The sequence below is a fragment of the Duganella sp. OV510 genome, from assembly GCF_900100205.1.
In the GTDB taxonomy this organism is placed as follows: domain Bacteria; phylum Pseudomonadota; class Gammaproteobacteria; order Burkholderiales; family Burkholderiaceae_D; genus Rugamonas.
In genome coordinates, this window is the sequence record NZ_FNEQ01000004.1 from 313960 (window position 1) to 335842 (window position 21883).

Consider the following 21883-nt stretch of genomic DNA (forward strand, 5'->3'; position numbering starts at 1 on the left):
CTCCTTATGGCAATGGTTGTAAGCCTTCCGCCCGCACCGTCCAGCCCTGCTGCGGGAAACCGGGCGCTGGCAGCGATGGTGCGCCGTCCCAGCCGCCGGCCATCATGGCGACTGCGGCCAGCAGCGCGCCGTTACCGGGAAGGTAGACTGGCAGGCCGGTATTCGGATTATGCCCTGCGGCGGTGTAACTGTTGTTGGGACCGTCCGTCTTCAGCAGCACATCCACCGCCTGCTGCGGCGCGTCGAGGCGCGCGGCGGTCATCGCGATCATCGGATAGTCCCAGCCCCAGATTTTCTTGTGGAAGTCCCAGTCGCTCAGCACCGCATCCAGCGTGCGGCGCATGACGGCGCGGTCGACACCAGCGCCCGGCAACTGGCCAAGCGCCATCAGGAACGATGGATGATCGTGACGGCTTTCCACGTTATCCCAGGTATCCGGCGTGGACTCGATGGCGACATACTTGCCATCCTTCTGCGGCAAGGCGGACAGGTTCAGCCGCTGCTTTTCCCATTCCGCATCCAGCGGCAGGCCGAGGCGCACGCGCCATTGCTGCGCCAGCGCCAGGCCGGTGGCCCAGTAGCTCAACTCATAGCCGGGATTCATGCTAGTGGACTGGTCGTAGATTTCCTGCGCAATCCACAGTGGTGGCCCAAGCACATAACGCTGGCCGTCCCAGTGCAGCATCGACGACATGGCGTCGGCCGTGGCGAATACCAGTTCGCTATAGCGTTCCAGCGTGGCCCGCGATGGCGCGCCGCGATACAGCAGCTCGGCCAGGTGAATCATGTGCGGCTGGTTCCAGACGATCAGCGGATTGCCACCCGGGCTTTCACGGCCATAGGGGCCAGTCATCTTTGGCCAGCGCGCCCCCTTCAGGCCGCGTGACTGGGCGATCTGACGCGCCACCGGCAGCGTCTTCTGATACCAGCGCAGCGCGTTTTCCAGGTATTGCGGCCGGCCCCACAGCGCGAAGTGGGCGGTGTGCCACCAGATCATTTCGGTGTGGTGCTTGCCGAACCAGGTGGCGGTGGTCAAGCCGCTTTCCTGCGGCGGGAAGTCGCCGCCGAACTGGATCGCCGTCAGGTATTGCGACAGCACCACGCGCCGTTCCAGTTCGGCCGCGCGCGGATCGGTGCTGCCGCTGAAATCCACCGCCGCGCCGTTGCGCCAGAAGTCCTGCCAGTGTTGCGCACTTTGCGCGATGACGTCGCCCGTAGTGGCAGCCTTTGCCACGTCCAGTGCACCGCCCCCCGGCGCATAGCGCAAGGTGAAGTCCAGCGTCTCGCCTTGCACCGGCGCGATCTGGAAGGCATGCCGCGCCGGCAAAGTAATCCGCAGCGGCGCGGCGGCCTGCAAGCCCACCGCGTAGCGCGCAGCGTCGCGCGTGTGTTCCAGCACCAGCGAGCGCTCGCTCTGCGCCACCACGCGGGTGGTGTGCGATGCCGGCAACGTCCAGTCCAGCGGCGGATTGTGTTTCACTGTCAGGTCATAGCCGCGCGGCAGCGCCAGCCGCAGCGCCAGCTTGCCGCTGGCCAGTAGCGGCGACTGGATGCGCACCGCCAGCGTATCCTGCGCCGGACTCACCGCCGTCATCACACTGACCGGCTGGCCATCCACCGTGTAGCGGCTGATCAGCACGCCCTTCCACATATCCAGCTTCTGGTCGATATTGCGGATATCTGCCATGGACAAGGCTGAGCCATCGCCGCGCCGCAGACCGAGCTGGCCCAGCGGCCAGGCGTGCGGATTGGCGCGCAGCCAGAGTCCGGCCGGGCTGGTCGCCTGCGTCGGGTAGCCGACCGTCTTGCCATGCGCGGTGTAATCGCGGTTGGCGTCGGACAGCTTGTAGCCATGTGGATTGGCGTCCTCGTGCCAGGACCAGCGCGCCTGGGTTTCCAGCGCGATGCCTTTGCTGCCGTAGTGATCGGGGAAAGTCTGCAAGCCGGTGACGTCGGCGGTAAAACAGAACTGGCCGTTGCCTACGCTGAGCGGCGCCCAGGGATCTATCGCCTTCAACTGCGGATTGTGGCGCTGCACCAAAGCCGGCCTGTCGATCGGCGCCGCCAGCGCCACGCCGCTTGTCACGATGACTACCAGCGCCAGGATGCGCTTCGCATAGAGGTTCATATCGCTCATCAATCGCTCGGGAACGTCGATCATACCCACCAAACGCAACAGTTTTCGGCTCCAATTAATCAACTTGTTGACTATAGCGTTTTTTGTCGCGTGCAGGAATCGCCGGGCGATTGACGTGCGAATCGCAAGCTCCGACTATCGGCTGTGCCGCCTTGCGGTCACAACTAAAAACAGGAGACTCAATAATGAGAACGAAGCAAACCGCGATTACCCACGCCGTTCTGTTGTTTGTCACCAGCTTTGCCGCCAGCGCCCAGGAAGAGGCGCCTGTTCCACCACCACCGTCCGAAGAAAACAAGGTCGTCATCACCGGCTCGCGCCTGGTGAACCGCGGCTTCCTGGCGCCCACGCCCGTCACCGTGGTCGACGCCCAGGAGCTGAAAGTGTCCGGCACGCAGAATCTGGAAAATCTGCTGAACGACACGCCGCAGTTCACCGCCAACCAATTGAACAGCCCCACCGCCAACACCATGCAGGCGGGCCAGCCGTCCGGCACCTCGACGCTGAACTTGCGTAACCTGGGACCGACGCGCAACCTGGTGCTGGTCAACGGCCGCCGCTTCGCCATCACCGGGCCGGACTTCACCACCGACATCAACACCATCCCCACCGCGCTGGTGAAGCGGATTGAAACCGTCACCGGCGGCTCGTCCGCCGTCTACGGCTCGGACGCCATCTCCGGCGTGGTCAACTTCATCCTGCGCGATAACTTTGAAGGCGTGGAGATCGGTGTCCAGGGCAACTGGGACCAGCCGACACACACGCCGACCAAGAGCATCGACCTGACTGTCGGCGGCAACTTCGACAACAAAAAGGGCAACGCCGTCCTCTCCATCAACTACCAGGACCGCGAGGGAATGACGCGCGGCGACCTGGGTGGCTATTCGACACCGTCGCTGGGCGATGGCTGCGTCACCGCCGCCACGTGGTCGTCGACCCAGGCTGGCACGCCGCTCAGCGTGCCTTCCGGCCAGACCTGTCTGTCGGCCGGCGGCCGGCCGGGATTGGTGTACAGCGGCTCGTCCACCATTCCGAACGGCCGCATCGGCAACCTGCCGCTGTACGGTTCGTCCGGCTCCAACCCGGCACTCGATGCGGCCATGGCAGCCGCCGGGCTGCAAAGCATGAGCACATTGGGCGCGATGTTCGACGCCACCGGCAAGGTGATCCGCCCCTACACGACGGCGGACGCCTATGACCTCGCGCCGCTATCCTACATCGTCACGCCACAGAAGCGCTGGGTAGCCAACGGCTTCGCACACTACGACTTCAACGAACACGCCACCGGCTATACCGAAGTCCACTTCAGCACCAACACCGCCAATGTGCAGATCGCGCCCACCAGTGCCAGCGGCAACTTCCTGGTCAACACCAACAATCCCTACCTGAGCCCGCAGATGCAGGAGGTGCTGCGCCAGCTGGACCTGAAGGAATCCGGCACCACGCGCGTCACCAACGGCACGCAGACGCTGTCGACCACGGCAGGCGATGGCCTTGCGGTGCTGAACCTGAACCGCCGCCTGAACGATATCGGCACGCGCAGCGCTTCGACCGAACACCAGACCTTTCGCATCGCGCTCGGCGTCAAAGGTTATCTGAACGACCTGTCGGAAAAATACCTGACCGACCTGCGCTACGATGTCTACTACACCAACAGCCGCACCACCGAATCGCAATTCCAGGCCGGCTCGATTTCGCTGAGCCGCTTCCAGAATTCGATCCTGTCACAAAGTGGCGCGGCGCCGGTGCTGAATCCCTTCGGCCAGAACATCAACGAGACGGCGCGCAACGCGATTGCCATCTCGTCCAATTCCACCATCACCGCCGAGCAGCAAGGCCTGGCAGCCAACCTCTCCGGCAAGCTGCTGGAGCTGCCGATGGGGCCTGTGGACTTCTCCACTGGCGTCGAGCGCCGCCACGCGTACAGCCGCTACTCGCCTGACGCCTTCCTGTCGTCCGGCGACGTATCGGGCTGGAACGCAGCGCGGCCGACCGAAGGCGAATCGACCGTCAAGGAAATCTTCGGCGAGGCGCGCGTGCCGCTGCTGTCCAACCGTCCATTCGCCAAGAACCTCAGCCTGAGCGGCGCCTTCCGCCGCTCCGACTATGACATCGAATCGGTCGGCACCGTCTGGACCAATTCGGTCGGCACCGAATGGACGCCGGTGGAAAGCCTGACCTTCCGTGCGCAAAAGCAGAAATCGATCCGCGCGCCGAATGTCGGCGAACTGTTCGGCGGCCAGGGCACCAACGGCCCGACCGCCACCGATCCATGCTCCAGCCGCCAGCCCGCCGCGCAGCAGACCGCCGCCGTGCGCGCGCTGTGCCAGGCCACCGGCGTGCCGGCCAACCTGGTATTCGACCAGTCGGTGCAGCCGACCAACTTCATCACGCAAATCGTCGGCGGCAATCCGAATCTGAAAGCCGAAACTTCACACACCACCACCGTTGGCGCCGTATTCTCACCGCGCGTGGCGCCTGGTCTGCAAATGAGCCTGGACTACTACAAGATCACGCTGGACGATGCCATCTCGACGCTGGGCGGCGGTGGCATCCAGTCGGTGCTGAACCTGTGCTACAACACCATCCAGAACGCCAACAGCGTGTACTGCAAGGCCATCAACCGCGATCCGATCACTGGCCAGATCGCTGCGCCAACCTATGTGATGACCACGGCCGCCAACATCGGCGGCATCAAGACAGAGGGCTACGACTTTGCCGGCAACTACAACTTCAGGACCTCATGGGGCTTGATGGGCGGCGACACGCGCTGGAACTTCAGCACCAACTGGACTTATGTGAAAGAGCTGACCTTCACGCCGATCCAGGATCTGCCGAGCATTACCAACCAGTGCGTCGGCAGCTTCGGCCAGACTTGCGGCCAGCCGGTGCCGAAGTGGAAAGGCACTGCCCGCCTGACCATGAACACGGGCAAGCTGATGCTGTCGGCACGTGCGCGCTACATCGGCAATGTCACGGTGGATACCTATGTGCTGCCGCAAGGCCAGGGTGGAACGCCGCCGGCACTGGAGTCGCTGACCAATCCGAAGATCAAGGCGTACACCTATCTGGACCTGACGGCGGGCTGGGAGTTCAGCAAGAACGTCAATCTGACGGCCGGCATCCGTAACGTGCTGGACAAAGATCCGCCGGTGCTGGGTTCGTCGCAACTGCCGGCAAATAACACCATCGCCGCGACCTATGATCCGCTGGGGCGCAATCTGTTCTTCAGCCTGAACGTCAAGCTATGAGGGGCCGTGATCTGCAACGCCGGCGCGTGACGCTGGCACTGGGCGCCGGCCTACTCGGCGGCTGGGCTGCACAGCCAGCACGCGCGGCGCAGGCGTCCACCTCCTCAACCGCCAGCGCCGCGCCTGCCGCTGCCCCCGCGATGGCCGGCGCAGCGGCGGCTAGCGCAGCGGCGGCTAGCGCAGCGGCGGCTGGTGCAGCGGCGGCTGACGCTACTGCGGCCAGCGCCTGCCCCGCCGATGTTGGCTGGGCCGACACGCTGCGGCGCGACCTGGATGCCATGGCGACACAGCTGACGCAGACACTGACGCCGTGGCCGGTGCCGGCCCGCGTGTTCACCCCGGAGCAGCACGGCCTGGCGGCTGATGCACGTAGCGGTGCAGTCTCGCTGACTACCGCCGCCATCCAGCGCGCGGTGGACGCCTGCGCGGCAGCCGGCGGCGGCACCGTTCGACTATCGAAAGGCGACTACATCAGCGGCACCATCGTGCTGCGCTCCGGCGTCATGTTCGAAGTCGCCGAAGGCGCTCGCCTGCTGGCCAGCACCAATCTGAAGGACTATCCTGAACACCGCGCCAAGCGCCGCACGGTACAAGACACCAACATGGGCATGAACCAGTCGCTGATCTTCGCCGAAGGCTGCGAACGCATCGGCATCGGCGGCAAAGGCCTGATCGACGGACGCGGCACCAAGGCCAACTTCCCTGGCGAAGAAACCGTTGGCTCCACGCCGGGCCGGCCCTTCATCATCCGCATCATCGACTGCAAGCAGGTGGTGGTGCGCGATATCCACATGAAGGACTCCCCATGCTGGATGCAGAACTACCTGAACTGCGAAGACCTCATCGTTGACGGCATCCACGTCGAAAATCAGGCCAACCACAACAACGACGGTCTCGACATCGACAGCTGCCGCCGCGTTATCGTGCGCAATTGCTTCATCAACGCGCAGGACGATGCCATGTGCTTCAAGGGCGCAGGCCAGCGGCTGGCGGAAAACATCCTGATCGAGAATTGCCAGTTCTACAGCACCTGCAACGCGCTCAAGTTCGGCACCGACTCGCAGGATGTATTCCGCAATGTCCTGGTACGCAACATCACGCTGGGCGGGCCATCCGACGACATGCGCGCCATCAATCGCCGCAAGGCGGACGGTGGCATCTCATGGGAAATCGTCGACGGCGGCACGCTGGAACGCGTGCTGGTGCACGACGCCCGCATCGTCCGTGCTGAAAGTCCGCTGTTCCTGCGGCTGGGTGATCGCGGGCGCGTGCAGCCCGGCACGAAGCGTCCGGGACCGGGCGTGTTGCGCTACATAGTCTACGACCGCATCAGCGGCGATGACAACGGCGTCCGTGGCTCCTTCTTCACCGGCATCGAGCAAGCGCAGATCGAACACGTGCTGCTGCGTGATGTAGACCTGACCATGATGGCGACCAGCGAACCGGGCGCAGATCCTCGCACCATTCCCGATGCACCGGCCGAGTATCCCGATCCGCATATGTTTGAAAAAGTGATGCCGGCTTACGGACTGTGGGCGCGACACATCCGCCACCTGACCTTGCAACGGGTGCGCTTCCGCACCAGCGGCAAGGATGCGCGTCCGGAAGTGCTGGCGGCCGCCTGCCGTCAGTGAACGACGCGGAACCAGTCGACGTCGATATAGCCGGCCACATCGCCTTTCACATAAGTGAAAACGGCGGGCCGGCTGCCCTTCCACCATGAGAACTTCGCCAGCTCCGTGACCGGGCCGACCTTTGTGTACGGCCCTTGCTCATTCAGCGCGTAGGAGAACTGCACGGTCTGGTCCTCCCTGACCACAGCACGCAGGATCACGGCAGCCGCATCAATCTTCGCGCCGCGCGTTTCCACGCCGGCGTTGGAATACGTGATGTAGCTGGCACCAGCGTCGCGCACCACGCCGGCCCAGGGCACCTTCACGCCGAACAGCGCGAGGCCGGCGCGCTGCGTGTCCACCATGCTCCCCAGCTCGATGCGCGTGGTGATTTCCGATTGCGGCCCTTGTAGAATCTGCGTCAGCGTATTGCGCGCGCCAACCAGGTACTCTGACTTGCTGGCCTGGATGCGCATGAAGCCGGGCCGCTGCGTCAGGCTCCAACGCGCGTTGTCTGGATTGTGATTCCACGACCACTGCAATCCCAGCTGTGCAGACGAGAACTCATCGCTGTCCTGAAGCTTGTAGTCGCGCGACTGCTGCGTGGAGTCCGGATACGCGTGCGTCGACACCGGCACAGTCTCATTGCCCATGATCGGCCAGCCGTCCCGCCACACCACCGGCTGCAAATGCGTGATGCGGCCGAACGCGCCAGTGCTATTGAAATGCATGAACCAGCCCTGCCCCGACGGCGTCTCCACATATCCCCCCTGATGCGGCCCCTTCAAGCCATTGCCAGGCTTCAGCGCCAGGTGCATTTCAAACGGCCCCTCAATGCTGCGCGAACGCAGCACCGCCTGTGGCCCGGTGCCCACGCCACCGATCGGCGCGAATACGTAGTAGTAGCCGTTGCGCTTGTAGAGCTTGGGGCCTTCGAATACCGGCAGATTGACCTTGTCCTCAATGATGGTCTTGCCGGCGTCAAGCAAGGTCTTGCCGTCCGGGCTCATCGCGTGCAGGATGCCGGGGCCGGCGCCAACCTTCGAGTGAATCAGATAGGCCTTGCCGTCATCGTCCCAGAATGGACAGGGATCTTCATAGCCTGCTCCGGCCAGTACCATCACCGGCTCGCTCCACTGGCCGGCGGGATCGCCGGTGCTGCTCATGAAGATGCCCTCGTTTGGCGTGGCCCAGTAGACGTAGAACAGGCCCCTGTGAAAGCGGATCGCCGGGGCCCACACACCGCCGGCATAGCGCAAGCCATCACCGACCGGCTTCGACACCGCATCGGTCAGCGGATACGCAGGTGACATATCGTAGGAAGGATGGAAGCTCAGCCGGGGCAGCACATGGCCGATGATCTTCCAGTTCACCAGGTCCTTCGACTTCAGGATCGGAATGCCCGGCGAAAAGTGGAAGCTGGACGCTACCATGAAGTAATCGTTATCGACGCGGATCACATCGGGATCAGAATAGTCCGCATACAGAACCGGGTTGGCGTACTCCGCTGCACCCGCCGAGCTACCGATCAGCGCCAACGCCAGTATCACATTGCGTATCTTCACGAGCCATCTCCACCATTCCGATAGCTCCGCAGTAGACCACGAGCGCATCAGCGCAAGCAATCAACATGGTGAGCAAAGGCCGTCAAAAGTATCTCTAGCTTTTTTGATGCAAGTCAAAAATGTTGCAGAAAAATCAGATGGTGTTTTGACGCAGCGCAGCACGCGCCGCGCAAGCGCGCTTGCTGCTGCAACGCAGCATGAAAAATCAGCTAAGCGATTGATTTTATGGAAAAACTTGGTGCGGCTGGCGGGGATCGAACCCACGACCCTTGGCTTCGGAGGCCAATACTCTATCCACTGAGCTACAGCCGCGACAGGAGGATACGCGAACGCGTGCCGTAGGATACCGTTTTTATCGCTCCCCGTCCATGGGGCAGTGTCGTTTTCAACAAGTTTGCGTTTCCCTCGACGCATTGTTGTGTCTATAATCAGCCGTTTGGTGAAGGTTTTTACAAGGCAGCTGCTGATCAACTCTTCGCGCCACCCCGGCTTGAAATCAGTCTCTTAAGGAAATCATGAGCGACGCACACAACGAACACGAATCCGCAATCAGAACGCCCAAACAACTCGCCGTCGCCGTTATCGGCTTCTTCGTCGTAGTTATCTTTGGCATAGTCCTCCTGGTTAAGTTTGTCACCACCGATAAGTTGACCGGCGCCGGTTCCGGCAGCCAGGAGCCGGAAGCCATTGCCTCCCGCATCGCCCCTGTTGCTGACGACGGCTACACGCTGAAAGACGCCAGCGGCCCGAAAGTGCTGCAAACGGGCGAGGCCATCTACAACGTCACCTGCGCCGCCTGCCATGGCGCCGGCGTTGCGGGCGCACCGAAGTTCGGCGATGCCGGCTCGTGGAGCGGCCGTCTGGCACAAGGTTATGACACCGTTCTGAAGCACGCCGTGGAAGGCCTGCGTGCGATGCCTGCCAAAGGCGGCAATCCCGATCTGGACGATGTGGAAGTGGCGCGCGCCGTGGTCTACATGGCCAACGCTTCGGGCGGCAAGTTCAAGGAGCCGGAAGTGCCGGCGCCTGCCGCGCCTGCCGCTGCTGAGCCACCGAAGTAAACCGCCTGCGGGCGCACATGAAAACCGGCCTTCGTGGCCGGTTTTTTTATTAGCGGCACAGACCGTAGGCTTTACGGTCCGGGAAATAGCGGTAGGTGAAAGTGCGGACCGGGTATTTGTTCAGCGCGATCTCAAATGCCGGCGGGACGACATCGAAACGATCCGGCAGTTTCTGCGTGACGCGCAGGCGCACGCGCCAGATGGTTTCCGCGCCGGTGGCGCCGGCGATCAGCATATCCGGCACCTTAGGAATCGCCTCGACGATTTCAGCCGGCGAATTGGTGGTGCGCTGGTAGAACGTTACCAGCTCCGCCTTGGCGATGACCGGCCCTTGCGGCTCGGTGACGTGATAGTCGCGGGTAACAAACATCGCCCGCTCGCCGCGCGGCACCAGATACACAAAGGTGAACTCGGCACCGCCATCCGGCAGCGTGACCGGCGGCGTAGTCGAAATGCTCATCCCGCGCGGCAACTCAAAGCGCGAGCCCTCCTGCCAATCCTTGCACTCCGGCGTCTTCGCCATGTACACATCGACAGGCGTATAAGAATCGCCGCAAGCACTCAGCAGCAGTGGCAGAACAAAAGGAATGGAGTAACACAGACGCATGGCAATCGGACTTCAGGAAACCGGAAGCCCATAGTATAACCGGGGTCAGTTCTGCCAAACGTACATGAGTTCGTGTACGTTTGGCAGAACTGACCCCGGATTTATTACCACATGATTACGCGGTCTTTGGGGGCCAGGTACATCTTGTCGCCTGGCTTGATGCCGAAGGCGTCGTAGAAGCCTGGCTGGTTGCGCATCGGGCCGTTGGCGCGGAATTGGCCTGGCGAGTGCGGGTCGGTCTTGATCTGCTGGATCTGCGCCGCTTCACGCATCTTCATGCGCCATACTTGCGCGAAGCCCATGTAGAAGCGCTGGTCGCCGGTCAGGCCGTCCAGCACCGGGGCTTTCTTGCCTTTCAGCGACAGCTTGTAGGCTTTGTAGGCAATCGCTACGCCGCTGTTGTCGGCGATGTTTTCGCCCAGCGTCAGTTCGCCGTTGACGTGGTAGCCAGGCAGCGGGCTGAACTGGTTGTACTGCTCGACCAGCATCTTGGTTTTTGCCGAGAACGCTTTGTGGTCGGCGGCGGTCCACCAGTCACGCAGATTGCCATCGCCGTCGTACTGCGCACCCTGGTCGTCGAAGCCGTGGCTGATTTCGTGGCCGATCACGCCGCCGATGGCGCCGTAATTGACCGCGTCATCCGCATCGGCGTTGAAGAACGGCGCCTGCAGGATCGCTGCCGGGAAGACGATCTCGTTCATCTCCGGGTTGTAATAGGCGTTGACGGTTTGCGGCGTCATGCCCCATTCGTCGCGGTCGATCGGTTTGCCCAGCTTGTTCAGTTCCTTGTTGTAGTCGAACTGGCGCGAACGGATCACGTTGCCCACCAGGTCATCCTTGCTGATGGTCAGCGCGCTGTAGTCGCGCCATTTGTTCGGGTAGCCGATCTTGTAGGTGAACTTGGCCAGCTTGATTTGCGCCTGCTTCTTGGTCACCGGCGTCATCCAGTCCAGCTTGTCGATGCTGGTCTTGTACGAGGCCAGCAGGTTCTTCACCAGTTCTTCCATGCGTGCCTTGCGCTCGGCCGGGAAGTGTTCGCCGACGTACAGCTTGCCGACCGCTTCACCCAGCGCACCTTCGGTGACGGTGACGCCGCGCTTCCAGCGTGGGCGCTGCTCGGTCACGCCGCTCAGCACGGTGCCGTAGAAGGCGAAGTTTTCATCGACGAATTCTTTGCTCAGGTACGGCGCGTGCGCGCGCACCACTTGCCATTGGAAGTAGGCTTTCAGCGTTTCCAGCGGCGTGCTTTGCAGCAGCGCGGTCAGGCCTTTCAGGTAGCTCGGCTGGCTGACGATGACGTAGCTGACTTTGCCGGCAACGCCGGCGTCGCTCAGGTAGGCGTTCCAGTCGTAGCCTGGCGCCACCTCGCCCAGCTTGGCGATGTCGACCTTGTTGTAGGCCTTGATCGGGTCGCGCAACTCAACCTTGGTCCATTGCAGCTTGGCCAGTTCTTTCTCAAACTCGACCACCGCGTGCGCGGTGGTGGCGCCGTGCGCGTCACCAGCCATGGTCAGCATTTTGCCGACGTGCAGTTCATATTTGGCCAGCGTGTCGGCCAGTTTTTTGTCGTCCGCTTTCAGGTAGTAGTCGCGGTCCGGCAGGCCCAGGCCGTCCTGGTAGATGTCGGCCACGTACTTGGTCGAATCCTTGTTGTCCTGGTGCACAGCGTAGTTGTAAGGCACCGTGACGCCGATCTGGTTGAAGTGCGAAATCAGCGCCGGCAGCTGTTTCTTGTCACTCAGCGCGGCAACCTTGCCCAGCTCGGCTTTCAGCGGCGTAATGCCCAGTTGCTCCAGTTTGGCTTCATCCATGAAGCTGGCGTAGAAGTCGCCGATGCGCTGCGCTTCCGCACCGCCGGCCTTGTTGGCGGCCGCACCTTCGATAATCGCGCGCAGTTGCGGCTGGATGTCATCGCGCAGCTTGGCAAACGAGCCCCAGCTGGATTTGTCGGCCGGGATCTCGGTCGTCGCCAGCCACTTGCCGTTCATGTGGGTGAACAGGTCGTCCTGCACGCGCACCGCCGGATCGATGTATTCGACGGCGATGCCGGAGGTTGGCTTGCTTGCTACTTTAGCGCTGGCAGGAGCTGCGCTTTTGGCGCTGTCCGCGGCGCCGGCCAGGCCTGCGATCAGGCTCAGCATCAATGCACTTACGAGATGACGTTTCACGAGGATTTCCTTCTATGATTGAATAAAGGCCCATTGCTCACATGGGCCGTGCTGCTTTATATCACATCACCATATGATGACGCGGTCTTTGGGCGCAAGGTACATCTTGTCGCCCGGCTTGACGCCAAAGGCTTCGTAGAAGCCCGGCTGGTTGCGCACCGTGCCATTGGCACGGAACTGATCCGGTGAGTGCGGATCGGTTTTCAGATAAACGATTTGCTGCGCCTCACGGATCTTGGCGCGCCACACTTGGCCGAAGCCCATGTAGAAGCGCTGCTGCCCAGTCAGGCCATCGATCACCGGCGCCGGCTTGCCGTTCAGAGAGATCAGGTAGGCCTTGTAGGCAATCGCCGCACCGCTGTTGTCGGCGATGTTTTCGCCCAGCGTCAGTTCGCCGTTGACGAAGTAGCCCTTGAACGGACTGAAGGCGTTGTATTGCCTGACCAGTTGTTTGGTCTTGGCGGCAAAGGCTTTGTGGTCGGCCTTGGTCCACCAGTCGCGCAGATTGCCGTCACCGTCGTATTGCGCGCCCTGGTCGTCGAAGCCGTGGCTGATTTCGTGGCCGATCACCGCGCCGATAGCGCCGTAGTTGACCGCATCATCGGCGTCCGCATCGAAGAACGGCGGTTGCAGAATGGCGGCCGGGAACACGATCTCGTTCAGCTCCGGGTTGTAGTAGGCGTTGACGGTCTGCGGCGTCATGCCCCACTCGTCGCGGTCGATCGGCTTGCCGAGTTTGTTGACTTCCTTCTCGTAGGCAAAGGCCTGCGCGCGGCGCACGTTGCCGACCAGGTCACCCTTGCCCACCACCAGCGCGGAGTAATCGCGCCATTTGTTCGGATAGCCGATCTTGGTGGTGAATTTGGCCAGCTTTTCCTGCGCCTGCTTCTTGGTCTCCGGCCCCATCCAGTCCAGCGTGTTGATGCTTTCGCGGTAGGCTTCCAGCAGATTCTTCACCAGCGCTTCCATGCGCGCCTTGCGCTCCGGCGGGAAGTGCTGCTCGACGTACAGCTTGCCAAGCGCTTCGCCCAGCGCGTTATCGGTGGCGTTGACGCCGCGTTTCCAGCGCGGCTGCTGTTCATCGGTGCCGCTCAGCACCTTGCCGTAGAAGGCGAAGTTTTCCTGCACGAAGTCCCTGGACAGGTAAGGCGCGTTGGCATGCAATACCTGCCACTGGAAGTACACCTTCCATGTCGACAGCGGCGTCTTGTTCAGCAGCTTGTTGAAGCCGCTGATGTAGCTCGGCTGGCTGACGATCACGTAGTCGGTCTTGCCGCCAATGCCGGTGTCGTTGACCCAGGTGGTCCAGTCATAGCCCGCCGCCAGCTTCGGCAAGCGGTTCAGCGGCACCTTGTTGTACGCCTTGACCGGGTCGCGCAATTGCACCTTGGTCCATTGCAGCCTGGCCAGCTGGGTTTCCAGCGCCACGATGGCCTTGGCGTCGGCCGCCGGATGGGCGTTGCCGGCCAGCGTCAGCATCTTCGTCACGTGCTGCTCGTACTTGACCAGCGTGTCGGCCAGCTTCTTGTCCGACTTCTTCAGGTAGTAGTCGCGGTCGGGCAGGCTCAGGCCGTCCTGGTAGATGTCGGCCACATACCTGGTCGAATCCTTGTTGTCCTGGTGGATGACGAAGCCATACGGCGCGGTGTAGCCGTAGCGGTTGAAGTGGGCGATCAGGCCCGGTATCAGCTTCTTGTCATTGAGCGTGGCGATGCGGTCGAAGTCCTGCTTCAGCGGCAACAGGTGCAGTTCTTCCAGCCGCGCTTCATCCATATAGCTGGCGAAGAAATCGCCGATGCGCTGGCCTTCCGGGGCGCCGGATTTATTCGCTGCCGCCGCTTCGATAATCGCGCGCAGCTGCGGCTTGGTATCGTCATCCAGCTTCTCGAACGAGCCCCAGCTGGACTTGTCCGACGGGATCTCGGTCTTGGCCAGCCACTTGCCGTTCAGATGAAGGAAGAAGTCGTCCTGCAGCCGCACCGAGGGTTCGATGTTGGCCAGGTCCACGCCCGAGGTTTTCTGTTGTGCCTGCACGCCGGTGGACGCCAGCAACGCCGCCATCAGGGCGCTGAGCAGATATGCCTTCATATTGTTGTCTCTCCTATAATTCGAGCACAATAGCAAAAAAGCCACACGCGGTGGCTTTTTTGCTGGAGATAAACGCTTACCAGATGATGATGCGCTGTTCCGGCGCAACATACAGCTTGTCGCCCGGCTTGACGCCGAAGGCGTCGTAGAAGCCCGGCTGGTTCACCACCGGGCCGTTGGTGCGGTACTGGCCTGGCGAATGCGGGTCGGTCTTGATTTGCAGGATCTGCTGTTCTTCACGCATCTTCACGCGCCAGATCTGGCCAAAGCCCATGAAGAAGCGCTGGTCGCCGGTGAAGCCGTCAATCACCGGCGCCGGCTTGCCACCCAGCGACAGCTTGTAGGCCTTGTAGGCGATCGCCATGCCGCTGTTGTCAGCGATGTTCTCGCCCAGCGTCAGCGCACCGTTGACGTGGTAGCCAGGCAGCGGGCTGTAGCCGTCGTACTGCTTGACCAGCGCGTCGGCCTTGGCGCGGAAATTGGCCTTGTCTTCCTTGGTCCACCAGTCGCGCAGGTTGCCGTCGCCGTCGGACTGGCTGCCGCCGTCGTCGAAGCCGTGGCTGATCTCGTGGCCGATCACCGCGCCGATGGCGCCGTAGTTGACCGCGTCGTCGGCGCGCGCGTCAAAGAACGGCGGTTGCAGAATCGCCGCCGGGAAGACGATCTCGTTCATCGTCGAGCTGTAATAGGCGTTGATGGTTTGCGGCGTCATGCCCCATTCCTCGCGGTCGATCGGCTTGCCCAGCTTGGCAATCATGCGTGCGTGGCGGTAGTTCGAGGCACGCAGCACGTTGCCGATCAGGTCGCCCTTGATGACGGCCAGCGACGAGTAGTCGCGCCATTTGTTCGGGTAGCCGATCTTCGGCGTGAACTTGGCCAGCTTGGCCTGCGCTTCGATCTTGGTGGCCGGGCTCATCCAGTCCAGATTGTCGATGCTGGTCTTGTACGACGCCAGCAGGTTCTTCACCAGCTGGTCCATGCGCTCCTTGCGCTCAGGCGGGAAGTATTCGGCCACGTACAGCTTGCCGAGCGCTTCGCCCAGGCTGGCTTCCACCAGCGCCACACCAGTCTTCCAGCGCGGCGGCTTGACGGCCACGCCGGTCAGCACGGTGCTGTAGAAATCGAAATGCGCGTCAGCGAATTCTTTCGACAGGAACGGCGAGGCTTCACGCAGCAGTTGCCATTCCAGGTAGGCTTTCCAGGTCGCCAGGTCGGTCTTCTCCAGCACGCTGGCGAAGCCGGTCAGGTAGCTCGGCTGGTTGACGATCACATAGTCGACCTTGTTGGCGACGCCGGCCGAGGCCAGCGCATGGCCCCAGTCAAAGCCCGGCGCCACGTCGGCCAGCTGCTTGATCGGCATCTTGTTGTAGCGCTTGACCGGGTCGCGGTTCTGCACCTTGGTCCATTGCACTTCCGCCAGCTGGGTTTCCAGCGCGACGACTTTCCTGGCGTTGGCGGTGGCGTTGCGGTCGCCGGCCAGGCCGAGGATCTTGGCCACGTGCAGCTCATACTTGGCCAGCGCGGTAGCCAGCTTGGCGTCTTCTTTTTTCAGGTAGTAGTCGCGGTCCGGCAGGCCCAGGCCGCCCTGGCCGATATAGACCGCGTACTTGGTCGACTCGCGCGCATCCTGGCGCACGCTGACGCCGTAAGGCGCGCTGACGCCGATCTGGCCCAGGTGGGCAAACATCATCGGCAGGCCGTTCTTGTCCTTGATGGCGCGGATGCGGTTCAGTTCGCCGGTCAGCGGACGGATGCCGACCTCATTCAGCTTGGCCTCGTCCATGAAGCTGGCGTACAGGTCGGCGATTTTCTGCGCTTCGCTGCCGGCCTTGCGTTGCTTGTCGGCCTCGGCTTTTTCGATCAGGCCGCGCAGCTGCGGCAAGGTATCGTCGCGCAGCTTGGCGAAGGTGCCCCAGCTGGATTTGTCTGCCGGGATTTCGGTGGTCTTCAGCCAGCTGCCATTCAGGTAGGTGAAGAAGTCGTCTTGCGGACGCACGCTGGTGTCCATGTTGGGGAGGTCGATGCCGGAGATCGGCGCGGCATCGTGGGCCGAGGCAAAGGCGGTCATCAGGCTCAGGGTCAGAGCGGTCAGCAACAAGCGTTTTTTCACAGCGGGTCCTTATGGTGAGAACTTGGGTTTCCGAATTCTAACTTCAGGCCCGGCCACAGGGACGGTTGCCGTCCGCTTGTTACTTTACGATACACAAGATTGTCAGCCGCCACCACCCGGCAGGTTGACATTCAGACCACCGGCACCGACGCCGACGCCCATGCCGCCACCGCCCATGCCGCCGCGTCCGCCCTTGCCGCCGCGATGTTCGCCGCCCTCTTCCTTGCGTTCCGGACGCGCACCGCCACCGTTCTCCTGCACGCGCTGCAGTTGCTCGGCCAGCGTTTGCGCCACCGTCTGGCGCTGGCTTTCCGACAAGGCATCATTAACCGTCAACCACCATTCGCGCAGCAGTTTTTCTTCCCTGGCGCTGGCTTCGGATTCTTCATCGACCGCCTTGGCCAGCTCGCGCAGTTCGACATTCGCGGTTTGCGCGCCGGCCAGCGTGGCGGCTTGCAGCCGCTCGCGGCGTTCCTTGCGGGCGCGCAGCAGGTTGCGCGTCTTGCTTTCGGTCTGCGCCCACAGCGTCTGCTGGTTGGCGTTGAGGCTTAGCGATTTCTTCAGCTCGCCGGCCATCGGCAGATAGTCTTCAGCTTTCATCTCCATCAGCGGCAAGGCAAAAGCCGGCGACAGCAGGGCGGACAAGGCCAGCGCGGCACTGACGCGGCGCAAGACGGACGAGGATGAACGTGACAAGAATCGCATGAATGCTCCGTAGATAAAAAAAAGCCAGCGCTTGGGGCGCTGGCGAAAAACCACTTCAGGGTAGAGAGAAATACGAGCTCAGTGTAGGCTGCGAATTCGCGGCTTTCAGGGCTTCTTACAATTATTTACTGTCGTGAACGTCGGGGACACACTTCGTACAAAACAGTAAACTTGGTGTTTCGCCAAGCGGCGACTGGCGCGCTTTGAAAGTCAACGGCGAACGTTGTAAATCGACGTAAAGGTATAAATCAATTTCGCAAGGGCTACTACGTTTGCTCGAAATCAGGTTTATACTCGTTTCACGCAAGCTGCGATGTGCAGCGGCGAGCTTTGACAGGTGAAACATGGGCAAGAAATTAAAGAACACCGGCCTGATCGGTGTGGGTGTGGTGGCGGGCATCGCCATATCGCTGCAATTCTCCGCCATGGCGCAAAAGCCGATGGACCCGCCGCTGCCGCTGGAAGAATTGCGCCAGCTGGCCGATGTGTTCGGCCTGATCAAATCCGATTACGTCGAGCCGGTCGAGGACAAGAAGCTGCTGACCGAAGCCATCTCCGGCATGGTCGCCTCGCTTGACCCGCACTCCGCCTACCTGGACAAGAAAGCCTATGCCGAGCTGCGCGAAGGTTCGCAGGGCAAGTTCGTCGGCCTGGGCATCGAGATCGGCCAGAGCGAAGACGGCTACATCAAGATTGTTGCGCCGATCGAGGATTCGCCCGCCTGGCGCGCCGGCATCAAGCCCGGGGACCTGATCAGCCGGCTGGACAACCTGCAAGTCAAAGGCATGACGCTGGACGACTCGATCAAGAAGATGCGCGGCGAGCCCGGCAGCAGAGTCAGCATGACGATCCTGCGCAAGGGCGAGGACGAACCGCTGGTGTTCAACATCACGCGCGAAGAGATCCACCAGAAAAGCGTCAAGGGCAAGATCATCGAGCCGGGCTATGCCTGGTTGCGCATCTCGCAATTCCAGGAACCGACCGTGGATGACATGGCGGCCAAGATTATCGAACTGTACAAACAGGACCCGAACATCAAGGGCCTGGTGCTGGACCTGCGCAACGATCCGGGCGGCGTGCTGCAAGGCGCGATCGGCGTGGCTGCAGCCTTCCTGCCGAAGGATGCGCCGATCGTCTCGACCAACGGCCAGTTGCCGGACCAGAAGCAGATCTTCTACGGCCGTCCCGAATACTACGAGCTGCGCGCTGAAAGCGATGCGCTGGCCAAGCTGCCGGCCGCCATCAAGAAAGTGCCGATGGCGGTGCTGGTGAATACCGGCTCGGCGTCGGCCTCGGAAATCGTCGCCGGCGCGCTGCAGGATTACAAGCGCGCCGACATCATCGGCACGCAGACTTTCGGCAAGGGCTCGGTGCAGACCATCCGCCAGCTGACGGCCGATACCGCCGTCAAGCTGACCACGGCGCGCTACTACACGCCGAACGGCCGCTCGATCCAGGCCAAGGGCATCACGCCGGATGTGGCGGTGGATGAAAACGCCGACGGTGACGGCCTGAACGCGCTGCGCACCCGCGAAGCCGACCTCAGCAAGCACCTGAGCAACGACCGCGAGGCAGAGGGCGAAAAGAGCAAGCGTGACGAGCTGGAAGAACAGATCCGCATCCTGGCGCTGGAGAAAAACCGCAAGCCACTGGAATACGGTAGCGGCGAGGACTTCCAGCTGCAACAGGCGCTGAATCACCTGAAAGGCCTGCCGGTGCAACTGGCCAGGCCGGCCACCACGGTGGTGTCGACCGAAACCGGCCTGACGAAAGATCTGGCAAAAAAATAACCGGGGTCAGTTCTGCCAAACGTACACGAGCTCTACAGTAGTGGTCGCTACTGTAGAGCTCGTGTACGTTTGGCAGAACTGACCCCGGGGTTTCGAGGTTTTAGTTCGCCTAAGCAGCGGCCATTGTGTAGAATTTGCTTCATTATTGGCAGCTGCCATTGCTTAATTTGAAAGTTTAAACATGAAACAAGCCGTCATCAGCGCTACCGGCCTCTTTACGCCAGCGCAGTCGATCTCCAACGAAGAGCTGGTGGAGTGCTTTAATACCTACGTCGAACAGTTCAACGCCGACAATGCCGCCGCCATCGCGGAAGGCACGGTCACCGCGCTGGAAGCGTCCAGCGTGGCCTTCATTGAAAAAGCCTCCGGCATCAAGGCGCGCTATGTGATGGAGAAGGCAGGCATCCTCGATCCCAAACGCATGGTGTCGCACATCGCCGAGCGCGGCGACGAGGAACTGTCGCTGCAGGCGGAAATCGCTGTCGCTGCCGCCAAACAGGCGCTGGACCGCGCCGGAAAGACGCCGGCCGACATCGACATGGTGCTGGTGGCCTGCTCGAATATGCAGCGCGCCTATCCGGCCATGGCGGTTGAGGTGCAGGGCGCGCTGGGCATCGACGGCTATGGCTTCGACATGAACGTGGCCTGCTCGTCGGCTACCTTTGGCATCCAGCAGGCGGTGGCGGCGGTGCAAAGCGGCCAGGCGCGCGCGGTGCTGGTGCTGAATCCGGAAATCACCTCGGGCCACCTGAACTGGCGCGACCGCGACAGCCACTTCATCTTCGGCGACGCTTGCACCGCCATCGTGGTCGAAGCGAAAGACACCGCCACCAGCGCGCACCAGTGGGAAATCGTCGACAGCAAGGCCAAGACCAGCTTCTCCAACAACATCCGCAACAACTTCGGCTTCCTCAACCGCTTCGACGAAGACGGCGTCGGCCAGGCCGACAAGCTGTTCCGCCAGCAGGGCCGCAAGGTGTTCAAGGACGTGTGCCCGATGGCCGCCGAAATGATCAAGGACACCATCGCTGGCGCCGGCCTGGAAGTGCCGCAGGTGAAGCGCTACTGGCTGCACCAGGCCAACCTGAACATGAATCTGCTGATCAGCCGCCTGGTGCTGGGCCGCGACGCCGAACCGGGCGAAGCGCCGGTGATCCTGGACGAATACGCCAACACCTCGTCGGCCGGCTCGGTGATCGCCTTCCACAAGCACTCGGAAGACATGGCCAAGGGCGACCTCGGCGTCATCTGCTCCTTCGGCGCCGGCTACTCGATCGGCTGCGTGGTGGTAAAGCGCATCTAAGGATACAACCATGCTGACCGTGACCCTTCCTGATGAGCTTGAAGCAGAAATGCTGGCAGCGGCCAGCCGCAAGGGCTTGTCGGTTGAGGAGTATCTGGCGGTGATTTGCAAGGAAGCGCTGTCGCTGGAAGTAGATCGCGAACGCTTGCAGTCCTACCAGAGCGGCAGGCCAGGTGTGTCGCAGGATCGCGCCGACGCCTGGCTGTCAGATTTGGCAGCCGGGAAGTGGAGCGAATGCCCGCGTTAATCTGGCATCCGGATGCGTTGGCAGACGTTGCCAGGCTCCACCAATTCCTTGCTCAGAGCAGCCCAGCTGCTGCCCGCCGAGGCGCAGCAGCCATCATCAAGACTGCTAATAAAATCATTAAGCATCCCCATCTTGGCGCGCCGCACGCTGAATTCCGGAATGGCCGGCCAGATTTGGCAAGCGCGCGTATGTACTACGCTACTTCATCCTCGACAACGGTGATGTACTGCTTACCCGCGTTTGGCATAGTCGGGAGCAACGCTGATCGCAGTTCCCTCCAATGAGGTGAAGTGCAGGTCTTTCAGGCCGATGGTGGGCAGGATGGCGCGCAGGTAGGGCTCCAGGAAGTCCGGTTGGCGGGCGCGTTCGCCGGTGCGCCAGCCGCCGGAACTGACGGCGATGTAGACAGGGCGGTCAGCCAGCGTACCGATCTTGCCTTCGGGCGTGGCGTTGAAGGTGACGCCGATGCGCACCACGTGGTCCAGCCAGGCTTTCAGCACCGACGGCACCGTGAAGTTGTGCATCGGCGTGGCGATCACCACCGCGTCCGCCGCGCGCAGTTCTTCGATCAGCAGGTCCGACCACTCCAGCGACGACAGGCCGCGCGCATGCGGCGCCCCGCCCTGCTGGCGCGACAGCGCATTGGAATACTGGAAGTCCACGTGCGGCAGCGGCTCGGCCCACAAATCACGCGACACTAGCTGTGCATCCGGGTGCGCCTTGCGCAATTGCGCGATGACCTGCAGCGACAAGCGGTAGCTGGCGGAATCTTCGGCGCGCGAACTGGCGCTGATGTGCAAAATGTTTGTCATGTGAGGTTCTTCCCAAAACGTAAAGCGCCGGGCAGCAGCCCTTCGCGGAAATAGAAACGCTGCGCCAGTCCGTTGGTCAGCCCCGTGTCGAGCACCAGCCGCGCGCACTGCGCCTGCTCGGCAAACACCGTCAGCTTGCCCAGCAACAGCGCGCCCCAGCGACGGCTGCGATGCTGCTCCGCCGTCACCAGGTCGTCGACATAAAGGAAGCGCCCGTACACCGTGTTCTCCTGATAGCGATAGCCAGCCAGCGCCACTACCTCATCGCGCTCCCACACCGCGAGGAGGTGGTAATCCTGTTCGCGCTGGCGCAGCATCTGCGCCACAAACGCATCCTCCGACGCCAGGTGCGGACGCAGCTCCCTCATCACCGGATAGCAGGCACGCAGCTCCTGCTCCGTCTCCACGATTTTCATGGCATGTCCT

16 protein-coding genes and 1 tRNA gene are annotated in these 21883 nt (G+C 62.1%); 7 read left to right on the forward strand and 10 right to left on the reverse strand.

The window, feature by feature from the left end:
* Window positions 1-4: 4 nt before the first annotated feature.
* Window positions 5-2137, reverse strand: coding sequence for a glycoside hydrolase family 65 protein (locus tag BLS51_RS13715; protein ID WP_217636479.1), 2133 nt, complete (start codon window positions 2135-2137; stop codon window positions 5-7).
* Between the two features lie 185 nt (window positions 2138-2322).
* On the opposite strand from BLS51_RS13715, the gene BLS51_RS13720 reads away from it, so the two are divergent.
* Window positions 2323-5388, forward strand: a complete 3066-nt coding sequence (locus tag BLS51_RS13720) for a TonB-dependent receptor domain-containing protein (protein WP_090188999.1) — start codon at window positions 2323-2325, stop codon at window positions 5386-5388.
* Window positions 5385-7022 (forward strand): glycoside hydrolase family 28 protein, encoded by a 1638-nt coding sequence (locus tag BLS51_RS13725; RefSeq protein WP_090188998.1) that lies wholly within the window; start codon window positions 5385-5387, stop codon window positions 7020-7022. The genes BLS51_RS13720 and BLS51_RS13725 overlap by 4 nt, the downstream gene beginning before the upstream one ends.
* On the opposite strand, the gene BLS51_RS13730 is transcribed toward BLS51_RS13725, so the two are convergent.
* Window positions 7016-8566, reverse strand: coding sequence for a glycoside hydrolase family 43 protein (locus tag BLS51_RS13730; RefSeq protein ID WP_217636478.1), 1551 nt, complete (start codon window positions 8564-8566; stop codon window positions 7016-7018). The two genes, BLS51_RS13725 and BLS51_RS13730, sit on opposite strands and share 7 nt — an antisense overlap.
* Window positions 8567-8802: 236 nt before the next feature.
* Window positions 8803-8878 (reverse strand) — tRNA-Arg (locus BLS51_RS13735).
* A gap of 203 nt (window positions 8879-9081) precedes the next feature.
* Here BLS51_RS13735 and BLS51_RS13740 point away from each other — a divergent pair.
* On the forward strand, window positions 9082-9627 hold the full coding sequence (locus BLS51_RS13740; RefSeq protein ID WP_090188995.1) for a c-type cytochrome: 546 nt from the start codon (window positions 9082-9084) through the stop codon (window positions 9625-9627).
* Window positions 9628-9676: 49 nt separating this feature from the next.
* Here BLS51_RS13740 and BLS51_RS13745 read toward each other — a convergent pair whose 3' ends face one another.
* From BLS51_RS13745 to BLS51_RS13765, 5 genes are all read right to left on the reverse strand, one after another.
* Window positions 9677-10150, reverse strand: coding sequence for a hypothetical protein (locus BLS51_RS13745; RefSeq protein ID WP_229208063.1), 474 nt, complete (start codon window positions 10148-10150; stop codon window positions 9677-9679).
* 188 nt (window positions 10151-10338) lie between these two features.
* On the reverse strand, window positions 10339-12402 hold the full coding sequence (locus BLS51_RS13750) for a M13 family metallopeptidase (RefSeq protein ID WP_090188990.1): 2064 nt from the start codon (window positions 12400-12402) through the stop codon (window positions 10339-10341).
* A 66-nt stretch (window positions 12403-12468) separates the two neighbouring features.
* Window positions 12469-14490, reverse strand: coding sequence for a M13 family metallopeptidase (locus BLS51_RS13755; RefSeq protein ID WP_090188987.1), 2022 nt, complete (start codon window positions 14488-14490; stop codon window positions 12469-12471).
* A gap of 76 nt (window positions 14491-14566) precedes the next feature.
* Entirely contained in the window at window positions 14567-16558 is a 1992-nt protein-coding gene (locus BLS51_RS13760; protein WP_090189293.1) for a M13 family metallopeptidase, read from the reverse strand.
* A 144-nt stretch (window positions 16559-16702) separates the two neighbouring features.
* Window positions 16703-17305, reverse strand: coding sequence for a hypothetical protein (locus BLS51_RS13765; RefSeq protein WP_090188985.1), 603 nt, complete (start codon window positions 17303-17305; stop codon window positions 16703-16705).
* Between the two features lie 344 nt (window positions 17306-17649).
* Between BLS51_RS13765 and BLS51_RS13770 the strand changes: the two genes are divergently transcribed.
* The 4 genes from BLS51_RS13770 (at window position 17650) to BLS51_RS13785 (ending at window position 20929) form a co-directional block, all read left to right on the forward strand.
* Window positions 17650-19095 (forward strand): S41 family peptidase, encoded by a 1446-nt coding sequence (locus BLS51_RS13770; RefSeq protein ID WP_090188983.1) that lies wholly within the window; start codon window positions 17650-17652, stop codon window positions 19093-19095.
* Between the two features lie 181 nt (window positions 19096-19276).
* Window positions 19277-20398: a beta-ketoacyl-ACP synthase III gene (locus BLS51_RS13775; RefSeq protein ID WP_090188980.1), complete on the forward strand. Its 1122-nt coding sequence runs from the start codon at window positions 19277-19279 to the stop codon at window positions 20396-20398.
* A gap of 10 nt (window positions 20399-20408) precedes the next feature.
* Window positions 20409-20645: a hypothetical protein gene (locus BLS51_RS13780; RefSeq protein ID WP_090188977.1), complete on the forward strand. Its 237-nt coding sequence runs from the start codon at window positions 20409-20411 to the stop codon at window positions 20643-20645.
* Entirely contained in the window at window positions 20633-20929 is a 297-nt protein-coding gene (locus BLS51_RS13785) for a type II toxin-antitoxin system RelE/ParE family toxin (protein WP_229207691.1), read from the forward strand. Before BLS51_RS13780 ends, BLS51_RS13785 begins: the two co-directional genes overlap by 13 nt.
* On the opposite strand, the gene BLS51_RS13790 is transcribed toward BLS51_RS13785, so the two are convergent.
* Both BLS51_RS13790 and BLS51_RS13795 read right to left on the reverse strand, forming a co-directional pair.
* Window positions 20876-21457 (reverse strand): FMN-dependent NADH-azoreductase, encoded by a 582-nt coding sequence (locus BLS51_RS13790; protein ID WP_090188975.1) that lies wholly within the window; start codon window positions 21455-21457, stop codon window positions 20876-20878. The genes BLS51_RS13785 and BLS51_RS13790 overlap by 54 nt on opposite strands.
* Window positions 21454-21873 carry a GNAT family N-acetyltransferase gene (locus tag BLS51_RS13795; protein WP_229207690.1) on the reverse strand — a complete coding sequence of 140 codons (420 nt, stop codon included), beginning with the start codon at window positions 21871-21873 and terminating at the stop codon, window positions 21454-21456. The genes BLS51_RS13790 and BLS51_RS13795 overlap by 4 nt, the downstream gene beginning before the upstream one ends.
* Window positions 21874-21883: the final 10 nt, after the last annotated feature.

Coding starts and splice junctions, on each gene's coding strand:
- BLS51_RS13715 (WP_217636479.1), bottom strand. CDS start 2,137: ATGAGCGATATGAACCTCTATGCGAAGCGCATCCTGGCGCTGGTAGTC.
- BLS51_RS13720 (WP_090188999.1), top strand. CDS start 2,323: ATGAGAACGAAGCAAACCGCGATTACCCACGCCGTTCTGTTGTTTGTC.
- BLS51_RS13725 (WP_090188998.1), top strand. CDS start 5,385: ATGAGGGGCCGTGATCTGCAACGCCGGCGCGTGACGCTGGCACTGGGC.
- BLS51_RS13740 (WP_090188995.1), top strand. CDS start 9,082: ATGAGCGACGCACACAACGAACACGAATCCGCAATCAGAACGCCCAAA.
- BLS51_RS13745 (WP_229208063.1), bottom strand. CDS start 10,150: ATGGCGAAGACGCCGGAGTGCAAGGATTGGCAGGAGGGCTCGCGCTTT.
- BLS51_RS13755 (WP_090188987.1), bottom strand. CDS start 14,490: ATGAAGGCATATCTGCTCAGCGCCCTGATGGCGGCGTTGCTGGCGTCC.
- BLS51_RS13760 (WP_090189293.1), bottom strand. CDS start 16,558: ATGACCGCCTTTGCCTCGGCCCACGATGCCGCGCCGATCTCCGGCATC.
- BLS51_RS13765 (WP_090188985.1), bottom strand. CDS start 17,305: ATGCGATTCTTGTCACGTTCATCCTCGTCCGTCTTGCGCCGCGTCAGT.
- BLS51_RS13770 (WP_090188983.1), top strand. CDS start 17,650: ATGGGCAAGAAATTAAAGAACACCGGCCTGATCGGTGTGGGTGTGGTG.
- BLS51_RS13775 (WP_090188980.1), top strand. CDS start 19,277: ATGAAACAAGCCGTCATCAGCGCTACCGGCCTCTTTACGCCAGCGCAG.
- BLS51_RS13780 (WP_090188977.1), top strand. CDS start 20,409: ATGCTGACCGTGACCCTTCCTGATGAGCTTGAAGCAGAAATGCTGGCA.
- BLS51_RS13785 (WP_229207691.1), top strand. CDS start 20,633: ATGCCCGCGTTAATCTGGCATCCGGATGCGTTGGCAGACGTTGCCAGG.
- BLS51_RS13790 (WP_090188975.1), bottom strand. CDS start 21,457: ATGACAAACATTTTGCACATCAGCGCCAGTTCGCGCGCCGAAGATTCC.
- BLS51_RS13795 (WP_229207690.1), bottom strand. CDS start 21,873: ATGAAAATCGTGGAGACGGAGCAGGAGCTGCGTGCCTGCTATCCGGTG.